Genomic DNA, 11,561 nt, shown 5'->3' with positions numbered 1-11,561 from the left:
CCGGGAGGGTCAGGAGGGCGGTGGGGGAGACCTCGCCGCCTTCTCCCTGACCTTCGGCTGACAAACCAGTGACGCCGCCCTGACAGTTCACCCGCACGCTGTCAGACATGAAGAAGAGCATGCTCCTGGGCCTGGCCCTGGTGACGACCGGCACTGCCGCCGCGCAGACGACCCTGACGGGCGCGGGCGCGAGTTTCCCCTACCCGCTGTATTCCAAGATGTTCGCCGAGTACAAGGACGCCAGCGGCGTGAACGTGAACTACCAGTCGGTCGGCAGCGGTGCCGGCCAGAAGCAGATCATCGAGCGCACCGTGGATTTCGGGGCCAGCGACAACCCCATGAGCGACGAGGCCATGAAGGACGCGCCCGCCAAGCTGCTGCACATCCCCACCGCCATCGGCGCCGTCGTGCCCGCGTACAACGTCCCCGGCGTGACCCAGCCGCTGAAGTTCACCGGGCGGGTGCTGGCCGACATCTACCTCGGCAAGATCAAGACCTGGAACGACAAGGCCATCACCGCCCTGAACCCCGGCGTGACGATCCCGCCGCTGCCGATCACCGTCGCTCGAAGGAGCGACGGCTCGGGGACGACCTACGTCTTCTCGGACTACCTGGGCAAGGTCAGCCCCGAATGGAAGAGCAAGGTCGGGGTGGGCAACAGCCTGCAGTGGCCGGTGGGACAGGGCGCACGCGGCAACGACGGCGTGGCGGGGATCGTGAAGAGCACGCCAGGAGCCATCGGGTACGTCGAACTCGTGTACGCCAAGCAGAACAAGCTGCCGTACGGCAGCGTGCAGAACCGCGCCGGGAAGTTCGTGCTGGCGGACAACGGCCCGGCGAGTGCCGCCGCGCAGGGGGTCGTCATCCCCGCCGATACGCGGGTGAGCATCACGAACAGCGCGAACGCGGAGGCGTATCCCATCGCCAGCTTCACGTACGTGATCTTCTACCAGGACCAGAAGTACGGCAACCGGACGGAGGCGCAGGCCAAGGCACTCAAGAACCTGCTGGGCTACATGACCACGACGGGCCAGCAGTACAACGAGCCACTGGATTACGCCAGGCTGCCCGCCAACGTGACGAGCAAGGTGCGGACCATCCTCAACTCCATGACCTACGGCGGCAAGAAGATTTAAGGCAGAACTTCCACGTGGCGACCTTCCTTAGGAAGGTCGCTTAATTCTTGCACTCACCGAGGGGAAGTCCCCAGGGCTGACACGCTCCTGACGTTTCCTCGGTGAACTGGGTGCAGTCACCTCTGCGAGGTCGTCCTCCTATGTCTGAACCTGCCCGTCGTCCGCCCGCCCGCGCCGCCCTCTCCAGCGGCAGTGACCGCGTCTTTCAGGTGCTGATCCTGGCCCTCGCGTCGGTGATCGTGCTGGTGTTCGTGCTGAGCGTGTATCAGCTCACCCGTGAGTCGTGGCCTGCCTTGCAGGCGTTCGGGTGGCGCTTTTTCAGCGAGCGCACCTGGAACCCGGTCGAGGGCGTCTTCGGCGCCGCGAGTATGGTGGTGGGCACGCTCGTCACCAGCGTCGTCGCGCTCGCCATCAGCGTACCGCTGGCGGTGGCGAGTGCCCTGTTCGTGGCCGAGTACGCGCCGAAGTGGCTGGCGAACCCGGTCGGTTACCTGATCGAACTGCTGGCCGCCGTGCCCAGCGTGGTGTACGGGCTGTGGGCGCTGTTCGTGATCGCGCCGATCCTGGGCCGCTGGCAGACCGCCTACTTCGTGGACCCGGCCAACCTCCCGACGATCACCCGCTGCAACGAACTCTGGGCGCAGGGACAGACCAGCCTCCAGTGCTTCTTCGTGCCGTCGGGGGCGGGGGGGCGAGGGCTCGCCCTCGCCATCATCATCCTGACGGTGATGATCCTGCCCTACACCGCCAGCGTGGCGCGGGACGTGATCCGGCTGGTGCCTGCCGACCAGAGAGAAGCGATGTACGCGCTGGGCGCGACGAAGTGGGAGGTGATCTCCCGCGCCATCCTGCCCTACGCCCGAGCCGGAATTCTCGGCGGGGTGATTCTCGCGCTGGGCCGGGCGCTGGGCGAGACGCTGGCGGTGGCGATGGTGATCGGGGACAGCCAGGACATCCTCAAGAGCCTGTGGGGGGGTGCGAGCACGATGGCCTCGGTGATCGCCAACCAGTTCGGGGATGCCCAGGCGGCGCTGCACCGTTCGAGCGTGGTCGCGCTGGGGTTGACCCTGTTCTTCCTGAGCGTGGTCGTGAACTTCGCGGCCCGTCTGATCATCGCGCGCCTGACGCCCAAGGGCATTCAATGATGCGGACTTCCGCCGCCGTCACCGTCCAGCGGCGGGCTGGGCTCAGCCCAGCCCGCCGGATGAGGAACACCCTGATGGGCGCGCTGATCCTGCTCGCCACCCTGGTGGTCGTGGCGCCGCTGATCCTGATCTTCGTGTACCTGTTGCGCGAGGGGTTGGGGGCGATGAACCTCGCCTTCTTCACCCGCACGCCCGCCCCCGAGGGAGAGTCGGGGGGTGGCCTGCTCAACGCGATCACCGGGAGCCTGATGATGCTGGCGATGGCGAGCGTGATCGGCGTCCTGGTCGGGGTGGCGGGGGGCATCTTCCTGGCCGAATACCCCCGGCACCGCCTGATGCCCACCATCCGCATGCTCAGCGACGTGCTCGCCGGGATTCCCGCCATCGTCATGGGTCTCGTCGCCTACGGGTTGATCGTGCTCGCCTTCGGCTTCTCGGGCCTGGCGGGCGCCCTTGCCCTGGGGTTTCTGATGATCCCCATCGTGGTGCGGACGACGGAAGAGGTGCTCAAGCTCGTGCCGCTCACGGTGCGCGAGGCGGGCCTCGCGCTGGGCTTGCCGCAGTGGCTGGTGATCCTGCGGGTCGTGCTGCCTGCCGCCGCCGGGGGCATCGTGACGGGCGTGATGCTGGCCCTGGCGCGCGTGGCCGGGGAGGCGGCGCCGCTGCTGTTCACCGCCTTCGGGAACAACAGCGTGAACCTCGACCCCAGCAAGCCGATGAGTGCTCTGCCGCTGGAAATCTACCGGGGAGCCACCAGCGCCTACGACGAGAACCAACGGCTTGCCAAAGCTGGGGCCCTGCTGCTGATCACCCTGATCTTCCTCACCAGCCTGCTCGCCCGCCGGGCGAGCAGACGACGGTAACGGAGCCCACGCCGCCGAGCAGCAGCGGAACGTTCTTGTGGACTGCCAGTGATTGAATGCGTCTTTCCGTTACCTCAAGGAGACCAACTCGAATGCCTTCCCTCCTCAGTGCTCAGAACGTCAATATCTATTACGGCGACAAGCAGGCCGTGCGAGACGTGAACCTCGACGTCCAGCGCGGCACCGTGAACGCCCTGATCGGTCCCTCGGGGTGCGGCAAGACCACCTTCCTGCGGGCGATCAACCGGATGCACGACCTGACCCCCGGCGCCCGCGTGACCGGCAAGATCACCCTCGACGGGGAGGACGTGTACGGCCCCGGCGTGGACCCGGTGACGATGCGTCGGCGGGTGGGCATGGTCTTCCAGAAGCCCAACCCCTTTCCCACCATGAGCGTGTTCGACAACGTGGTCAGCGGCCTCAAACTCGCCGGAGTCCGCGAGAGCAGGCGTCTGATGGAGGTGGCCGAGCGCTCCCTGCGGAGCGCTGCACTGTGGGAAGAGGTCAAGGACCGTCTCAAGACACCCGCTACCGGCCTCTCGGGTGGGCAGCAACAGCGGCTGTGTATCGCGCGGGCGCTGGCCGTCGAACCCGAGATCCTGCTGATGGACGAACCGACCTCGGCGCTCGATCCGGCGAGCACGGCGAAGATCGAGGACCTGATGACGGACCTGAAAAAGGTCACGACCATCATCATCGTGACGCACAACATGCACCAGGCGGCGCGGGTCTCGGACACCACCTCGTTTTTCCTCAACGGCGACCTCGTCGAGCACGGCGTCACCGATCAGGTCTTCACCTCCCCACGCGACGAACGCACCGAGGCCTACGTCACCGGACGATTCGGCTGAGTGTTCCGCCGCTGCCCGCCCGCGCCCCCGCCGCCCTGGTAGGGGCCTGGTCCTTTTTTGCGACCTGTGTCCTCACCGGGCCTGACCCCCCCATCACAACCCGCTACCATACTCCCGGGGATGACGAACGGCGAGGCGAGCACGGCGCACCTGACGGGGCGGTTCCTGCGGATGCTGAGCATCGCGCTGGAGGAACTCGACGCCGTGCGGGACGCCTCCGGTCGGGCGGAGTACGCTGGGCTCAGCGCCAGGGCGGGAGAGCTGGAGCGCGAGACGGACCTGCTGGAGCGCGAGATCGAGGACGCCTGCCTCGCCGCCTTCGCCGGGCCGCTCACCTCGGCGGAGCTCGCCTTTCACCTGATGGTCTTTCGCAGCCTGACCAACCTGGAGCGCGTCGGGGACTACGCCCTGCGGGTGGCGCGTGACCTCGAACTGCTCGCCCCCCGCACCCGCAGCGCCACCCTTCAGGACGTGCTGCCCCTCGTCAACCTGCTCGTCGGGATGGTCGAGCGCCTCGCCTACGCCTTCGCCGAGCGCGACGTGGAGGCCGCCCGCGAGGTGATGCGCCTCGACGCCGAGGAGGTGGACGCCCTGTACGAGCAGATGACCCGGGCGAGCGTGACCCGGCTGCTGGAGCGACCCGACGACGTAGAGGTCGCCCTGACGGCGGGGCGCATGGCCCGCAGCCTGGAGCGGCTGGGCGACCACCTCGTCAACGTGGCCGAGCGGCTGGAGGTGCTGGTGGTGCGCGGCGGGGCCCCGGTCCACGACTTGCAGGCCGGGTAAGCCCCGGCGCGTAGACTGCCCCCATGACCACCCTGCAACCCCGGGCAGACGATCTGCCCCGCTGGCGCACGGACGACCTGTACGCGGGCCTGGACGACCCCCGCCTGAGCGCCGACCTCGCGGAACTGCGCGCCCGGATCGCGGCGCTGGAGGCCACCTTCGACAGCCTGGGTGTCCGCAAGGGTGGGTCCGTGGCGACCCCCGGGACGGTGGCGCGGGTGCTGGATGGATTGAACGACGTTTCGGCCCTCCTGCGCCGGGTTTCCGCCTTCACCTCGGCCTACGGGCGGACGGACAGCCGGGACGCCCTGGCCCAGCAGCGGACGGGTGAGGTCACCACCCTGGGGCTGCCGCTGGGTCCCCTGCGCTCGCGCCTCACTGCCTGGCTGGGCGAGCAGGACGTGGAAGCGCTTCTCGCCGGGTCGGGCGTGGCCCGCGCCCACGAGCACCTGATCCGCCGCGCCGTCGAACGTGCGCGCCATCAGATGACCCCTGAGGAGGAAGACCTCGCCGCCCGGCTGTGGCCCAGCGGGGCAGGGGGCTGGGCCAAGCTCCACGGCAACGTGACGAGTCAGCTGACCGGGGAGTACCGGGGCGAGCGGCTGCCCGTCACCGCCCTGCGCGCCCTCGCCACCGAGCCCGACGAAGGGGTGCGCCGCGACGCCTTCGACGCCGAACTCGTGGTCTGGAAGAACGCCGAGGTCGTCCTCGCCGCCGCGATGAACGGGGTGAAGGGGGAGGAGGGCACCCTCGCGGCCCGCCGGGGCTTCCCGGACAGCGTCTCTCCCAGCCTGCTCGCCCACGGCATCGACCGTGAGACGCTGGAGGCGATGCAGGGAGCCGTGGTGCGGAGTTTCCCCGACTTCCGCCGCTACTTTGCCGCCAAGGCCCGCGCGCTGGGCAAGGCGCGGCTCGACTGGTGGGACCTCTTCGCGCCGGTGGGCCGCAGTGAAACCGAGTGGACGTACGGGGCGGGGACGCGCTTCGTGGAGGCGCAGTTCCGCTCGTACTCGGACCGGCTTGGGAACTTCGCGGCCCGCGCCTTCCGGGAGGACTGGATTGACGCCGGGCCGCGAGAGGGCAAGCGCGGCGGGGCCTTCTGCATGGCCTGGGAGGGGGACGCGAGCCGCATCCTGATGAACCACTCCCCCAGCCTCGACAGCGTGAGCACCCTCGCCCACGAACTCGGGCACGGCTACCACAACCTGCTCAAATCCGTCCACACGCCCCTGCAACGTGAGACGCCCATGACCCTCGCGGAGACGGCGAGCATCTTCTGCGAGACCATCGTCCAGAACGCCGCGCTGGAGCGGGCGACCGGGGAGGAGCGGCGGTACGTCCTCGAAACCCAGCTTCTCGGCCACGCGCAGGTCGTGGTGGACATCCACTCGCGCTTCCTCTTCGAGCGGGCGGTCTTCGAGAAACGGATGGAGCGCGACCTCACCCCGGGGGAGCTGTGCGACCTGATGACCTGGGCGCAGGGGGAGACGTACGGGGACGCCCTGGCGACCCTCCACCCCTACATGTGGGCGGTCAAGCCGCACTACTACAGCCTCGCCTACTACAACTACCCGTACACCTTCGGCCTGCTCTTCGGCCTCGGCCTGTACGCCCAGTACGTGCGGGCCCGGGAACGCGGTGAGGAAGCCAGCTTCCAGGCCCGCTACGACGATCTGCTTGCCAGTACCGGCCTCGCGGACGCCCGCACCCTCGCCGCCCGCTTCGGCATCGACCTCCACGCGCCCGACTTCTGGGAGGGGAGCCTGGACGTGATCCGGGGGCAGATCGCGGAGTACGAGCGGGTGACCGGGGGCTGAGGTCACGCCTCGGGAAGTTGGCGCAACCCCGGGATGGACGTGGCGAAAAGCAGGGCCCAGGCCAGGAGCATCCCGGCCGCCGTGGTCAGCAGGGCCGCCGACGGCGAGAACCCCTGGGCGATCACACCCCCCAGCAGGGCGCCCAGGGGAAGGCCCCCCAGGATCACGAAGCGGAACGTCGCGGCGACGCGCCCCTGCAAGGCGGCCGGGGTGGCGGCCTGGCGACAACTGCTCGTCAGGATGGCGAAGACCATGTAGCCCAGCCCGCTCAGGAAGTCGTTCACGAGGAGGGCGGGGAAGCGCCACGGAGGTGGCAGGAGCGAGACGCCCACCACCCCGAACGCGCAGAGGACGGCCAGGGCGCCGGAGGCCATCAGGACAGTGCCCAGCGGGAAACGTCTCTGGAGTGGACCGACCAGCGCCGTGCCGCACAACATCCCCACTCCCTCGGCCGTCAGCACGGCTCCCACCTGTGCCGGGCCGAGGCCGAGGTTCCGGGTCAGGAAGAGCAGGTGGACCGCCGACCCCACCCCCACGAAGAAGTTCCACAGCCCCACGCTGCGGACGAGGGCGCCCAGGAGGGGACGCTCCAGCAGGGCCCGGAGGCCCACCCGGACCTCGGCCCACATCCTCGGCCTCGCCGCCGAGTTCGCTGAAGTGCTCCCGGTGGGAATGCGGGTGAGCAGGAGGGCGGAGGCGACGAAGGAAAGGGCGTCGAGCAGCAGGGCGAGCGGGGCGCCGAGAGCCTGGACCAGCACCCCCCCGAGCGACGGTCCGGTGACGCTGGCGGTGGAGCGGCTCGCCTCCAGGCGGGCGTTGCCCCCGATCAGGTGATCACGTCCGAGGAGGACGGGGACGGTGGCGGCGGAGGCCAGGTCGAAGAAGACGCTCGCCGCGCCGACCAGAAACGCGATCAGCAGCAGGGGTTCCAGACGCAGCAGGGAAAAGTGCGCCAGCAGCGGAACCGGCAGCAGCAGGGCCGCCCGCGCGAGGTCGGTGCCGATCATGGTGCGCTTCTTGTTCCACCGGTCCACCCACACGCCCGCCGGGAGACTGAAAAGCAGGTTGGGCAGGCTCCCGAGCGCGGTGAGCAGCCCCATCTGGAACGGGTTGGCCCCCAGGACCAGGAGGGCCGTCAGGGGAAGGGCCAGCAGGGTGACCTGACTGCCGAACTGGGAGACGGTGTGCGCGGCCCAGATGGCGTGGAAGGCCGGGGGAAGGGCGGCGGGGCGGGAGGAGGAAAACATGGGCCTCTTTCCAGTCCAAAGGACAACGCCGCCCCTCCCACCGTGGAAGGGGAACAGGTGACGACCACTCCATCGTCACGAATTTGGACTTTCGGGGAGCATACATCTCCCCAAACCCTCACGCAAGCTACTTGAGCCTGGAAGTGTCAAGTTTGGGAGTACCGTTCTCGGTCCCGACATTCCGGTTCGGGGTTCTGTCCCGAAAAAGAAGGAGGCGGACGTGCTGCTCGGCGTCCGCCTCCCCCGGGTTTCCTGCCTACCTGACCTTGACCTCCGTGTCGAGCCACGTCAGCACCCGCTCGCGCCCGAAGGGCCACACCTCCACGCTCACCGCGCGGGCGGCCTCGCGGACGAACTCGGGGAAGGGGCCCGTCTTGGCGGGGGTGACGTTCCAGGCGGGGGCGTCCTCGGAGAGGCCCGCGAGTTCCCGCGCCCGCTCGATGCCGGTGCGGAGGTCCCCCAGCTCGTCCACCAGGCCGAGGTTCAGGGCGTCCAGGCCGCTCCAGATGCGGCCCCGGCCGAGTTCGTTCACCCGCTGCGGGGTGAGGTTGCGCCCCTCGGCCACCCGGCTCACGAAGCGGTCGTAGACCTCGCCGATGCCGCGCTCGACGAGGGCACGCTCGTCCTCGCTGTAGGGGCGCGAGGAACTGGACATCAGGGCGCGCTCGCGGCCCACGGGCTCGGGTCGGAAGCCCTGGCGGGCGTTGAACTCGCGAAGGACGGGCTTGCCGCTCACCACGCCGATGCTGCCCGTCAGCGTGTACGGGCTGGCGATCACCCGTTTCGCGTGCGTGAGGACGTAGTACCCGCCGCTCGCCGCGTACTCACCCATCACCGCGACGACGGGCTTTTCCGAGGTGGCGACCTCCCGCCAGATCAGGTCCGAAGCGAGCGCCGAGCCGCCCCCGCTGTCCACGTACAGGACGATGGCCTTCGTCTTGTCGTCCTTCTTCGCCCGCTTGAGGGCCGCGACCACGGTGTCCGACCCCGCCATCGGCCCGCCCAGGAGCGGCAGGGGCAGCGAGTTGTTGCGGCTCTTGCCGGTGACGATGGTGCCGACCACGGGAACGACGGCCACCCGCCCGCCCTTCGCCCCCCCGCGACCCGACGGCAGCAGGAGGTCGAGCACCGCCGCCAGCGGCCGGGTGCCGGGGCCCACGAGTTCGTCCTCGTAGGCGACTTTCGTGATCAGGCCCGCCTCCAGCGCGGCGTGGGCGCTCGTGAGGTCGCCCGTCAGCCAGGCGCGGGCCGTGTCCTCGCTCACCCCCCGCGCGGCGGCGAGGTCGCGCGCCCAGGCCGTCTCCAGCCCGGCGAGGAAGGCCGAGAGCTGCTCGCGGTTGGCGTCGTCCATCGCCTCCTGCGAGAAGCGGGTGAGTGCGGCCTTGTACTCGCGGATGCGCAGGTTCTCGAACTCGATGCCGTGCTTCTTGAGGAAGGCCCCCAGGAAGGTCGGCTCCACCGCGAAGCCCGGCACCATCACGTCCGCCGACTCGGGGGCCACGATCTCACGCGCCCCGCTCGCCGCGATCAGGGCCGTCATCGTGAGCTGCGGCAGGTAGGCGACCACCCGCTTGTCCTCGGCCAGCCGCCCGAGGATGCCCCGGACCGCGTGCGCCGTCGCCGGGGCGGCCGTGAACTCCGAGATGCGCACGAGGACCCCGTGCAGCCAGTCGGCGTCGCGCAACCGCTCGACGCGCGCCTCCAGCGCCTCCAGCGTCTCCTCGCGGTTCAGCAGCGCCTGGATGGGGTTGGCGGGCTGCCGGGCAGGGTAGGGGCCGCTGAGGTCGAGGATCACCCAGGTCGGGCGGTTCAGCCCCTTGGGAAGCTGCTCGGCGGCCTTGGATAGGAAGGGGATGTTCAGGGGAGCCATACCCCCTACGGTACGCCCCCGGCATGAGGAGGGTTCCGCCGCCCGCCTAAACGCGCCCCCATCGCCTCCGCCCGCGAGGTCAGGAGGGCCGCCGCCCCCGGGGTGAGGTGCGCCCGCGCCGCCTCCCCGAAGAGGGCCAGCCAGCGTTCGAGGTGGAGGTCACGGACACCCAGCCCCGCGTGGACCCCGTTCAGGTTGCCGTGCCATGCCGCCCCTCCCCCCAGCATCGTCACCCAGAAGGCCGTCACGCGCCCCAGGTGGGCCTCCCAGTCCCCGACGTGCGCCACGAAGACGGGGCCCAGGAGGTCGTCCGCCCGCGCCCGGGTGTAGAAATCGGCGAGGAAGGCCCGCAGCACCTCCTCCCCGCCGACCTCCTCCAGCGGCGACCCGGGCGAGCGTGGCGCGGCCTGACTCAGCCCCGTCAGAAACTCGCCCCGCACCTCCTCCGGCAGCGTGACCCCGGCCCAGGCGGTCACGCCTCCCACCCGCCAGAGCAGCGGGACCTCGCCCTGCCACCGCTCCACGGCGGCGCCCCGGGGAGGCTCGGCCCACTCGGAGGCCAGGGGAAGGGCCGTGTCGCCGGGAGCATCCACCCTCACCCGCGCCCCCAGCGCCCGCCCGACGAGCGCCGCGCCCGTGCCCCAGGCCAGGACCGGCACGCCCCGCCGCAGGGCCCCCGACACCAGGGTCAGCAGCCCCCAGCGGTCGGGCCGATTCCGCACGTCCGCCACGGGCTCGCCGTCATGGGGCACGAGGAGCCCCGCCGCCCCGGAAAGGGCGTCCGGGGTGGCCGCCCCCACGTCCTGCCACCCGGGCAGGGGAGCGGTGGTGAGCAGCGGGCCGCGTGTCACCCGTCAAGGATAAGGCCCGCCTGCGGGGGCGGGCCTGGGGAGGGGAAGGGGCTCAGTTCACCGAACGGAGGTAGGTGTAGATGTTGAGCACGTCCTCGTCGCTGAGCTGCTCCTCGGTGAAGCGGGGCATGACGGCGCCGAGGTCGCGGTCGGGGGCGTGGCCCTGGCGCACGGCGGCCTCGAACTGCTCCAGCTTCCAGCTCTTGGGGCCTTCCCCCGCGATCAGGCTGGGGCCGATGCCGCCCTGACCGTTCTGGCCGTGGCAGCCTCCGCAGGTGGAGACGAACTTCGCCTGACCGTCGGCGGTGTTGCCCGTGATCGCGTTGGCGACCTCGGCGGCCTTGGCGTTGCCCGTGGCGGGGTCGGCGGCCATGCCGCGCTCGACGTTGGAGGCCCCCGTCTGTCCGAGCTGGGTGGTCTCGTCGCTCCGGTTGGCTGTCGGCGAGGGCGCGTCGGCACCCGTCCCCTGACCGTCCTCCGGGCTGATTCCGGCGGCCGGGGCCTGATCCTCGGAGACGCCCGGGCTCGAGCCGCTCTCGGCGTTGCCGCCCGGGGACACGGCGCCGCCCTCTCCGGGGCTCGCCTCCTGCGCCTCCCCGGCGCCGCCGTCCCGCGCGTCGCCCTCCTGGGCCTCGCCCGTCTGGGTGCCGGTGTTCGACTCGCTGCCCTCGGCGGCGACCGCCCCGTTCTCGCCCGACAGGGTGCCCCCCGCCTGGTCCTGCATCACGTCGCCCTGCGCGCCCGCCGGGCCCGCCGCCCCCGTGGCGGCCTCGCGCGGCGACGGCGCCTCCTCGCTCACGACCTTCCCGGTGGTGGGGTCCCCGCCCTCGGTGGGCTTCCCGGCGGCCCCGACCCCCTCCTCGTGGTGGGGCGTCGTGGCGATGCGGTACCCGGCAATCGAGCCGCCCAGCGTGAGCGCCAGCAGCAGCGTCATGGTGACGGCGAAGGTGTTCTTCATAGCGCCTCACCCTACCACACGGTCAGGGGGCGCCCAG

General features: G+C 70.5%; 10 protein-coding genes. 6 read left to right on the top strand and 4 right to left on the bottom strand.

Going from position 1 to position 11,561, the window contains the following annotated elements:
• Nucleotides 1–107 precede the first annotated feature (107 nt).
• From pstS to DAETH_RS10750, 6 genes are all read left to right on the top strand, one after another.
• Nucleotides 108–1,136 (top strand): phosphate ABC transporter substrate-binding protein PstS, encoded by a 1,029-nt coding sequence (gene pstS, locus DAETH_RS10775; RefSeq protein ID WP_264774900.1) that lies wholly within the window; start codon nucleotides 108–110, stop codon nucleotides 1,134–1,136.
• A 140-nt stretch (nucleotides 1,137–1,276) separates the two neighbouring features.
• Nucleotides 1,277–2,281 carry a phosphate ABC transporter permease subunit PstC gene (pstC, locus tag DAETH_RS10770; protein ID WP_264774899.1) on the top strand — a complete coding sequence of 335 codons (1,005 nt, stop codon included), beginning with the start codon at nucleotides 1,277–1,279 and terminating at the stop codon, nucleotides 2,279–2,281.
• Nucleotides 2,281–3,144, top strand: a complete 864-nt coding sequence (gene pstA / locus DAETH_RS10765; protein ID WP_406585108.1) for a phosphate ABC transporter permease PstA — start codon at nucleotides 2,281–2,283, stop codon at nucleotides 3,142–3,144. The genes pstC and pstA overlap by 1 nt, the downstream gene beginning before the upstream one ends.
• A 92-nt stretch (nucleotides 3,145–3,236) precedes the next feature.
• Nucleotides 3,237–3,995, top strand: coding sequence for a phosphate ABC transporter ATP-binding protein PstB (pstB, locus tag DAETH_RS10760; protein WP_264774897.1), 759 nt, complete (start codon nucleotides 3,237–3,239; stop codon nucleotides 3,993–3,995).
• Nucleotides 3,996–4,115: 120 nt separating this feature from the next.
• Nucleotides 4,116–4,781, top strand: coding sequence for a phosphate signaling complex PhoU family protein (locus DAETH_RS10755; protein ID WP_264774896.1), 666 nt, complete (start codon nucleotides 4,116–4,118; stop codon nucleotides 4,779–4,781).
• Nucleotides 4,782–4,804: 23 nt separating this feature from the next.
• Complete coding sequence (locus tag DAETH_RS10750; protein ID WP_264774895.1) at nucleotides 4,805–6,598, top strand: M3 family oligoendopeptidase; 1,794 nt, start codon at nucleotides 4,805–4,807, stop codon at nucleotides 6,596–6,598.
• Nucleotides 6,599–6,600: 2 nt separating this feature from the next.
• Here the strand turns inward: DAETH_RS10750 and DAETH_RS10745 are convergent, their stop codons facing one another.
• The 4 genes from DAETH_RS10745 to DAETH_RS10730 all read right to left on the bottom strand — a co-directional run bounded on the left by DAETH_RS10745 (nucleotide 6,601) and on the right by DAETH_RS10730 (nucleotide 11,524).
• Nucleotides 6,601–7,845 (bottom strand): MFS transporter, encoded by a 1,245-nt coding sequence (locus DAETH_RS10745; protein ID WP_264774894.1) that lies wholly within the window; start codon nucleotides 7,843–7,845, stop codon nucleotides 6,601–6,603.
• A gap of 256 nt (nucleotides 7,846–8,101) precedes the next feature.
• Nucleotides 8,102–9,715, bottom strand: a complete 1,614-nt coding sequence (locus DAETH_RS10740) for a S49 family peptidase (RefSeq protein WP_264774893.1) — start codon at nucleotides 9,713–9,715, stop codon at nucleotides 8,102–8,104.
• A 5-nt stretch (nucleotides 9,716–9,720) separates the two neighbouring features.
• Complete coding sequence (locus DAETH_RS10735; protein WP_264774892.1) at nucleotides 9,721–10,566, bottom strand: group III truncated hemoglobin; 846 nt, start codon at nucleotides 10,564–10,566, stop codon at nucleotides 9,721–9,723.
• Nucleotides 10,567–10,618: 52 nt separating this feature from the next.
• On the bottom strand, nucleotides 10,619–11,524 hold the full coding sequence (locus tag DAETH_RS10730) for a c-type cytochrome (RefSeq protein WP_264774891.1): 906 nt from the start codon (nucleotides 11,522–11,524) through the stop codon (nucleotides 10,619–10,621).
• Nucleotides 11,525–11,561: the final 37 nt, after the last annotated feature.

Source organism: Deinococcus aetherius (assembly GCF_025997855.1).
GTDB lineage: Bacteria > Deinococcota > Deinococci > Deinococcales > Deinococcaceae > Deinococcus > Deinococcus aetherius.
Note: the sequence above shows the minus strand (reverse complement) of the source record. Positions and strands in the feature narration are given on the sequence as shown.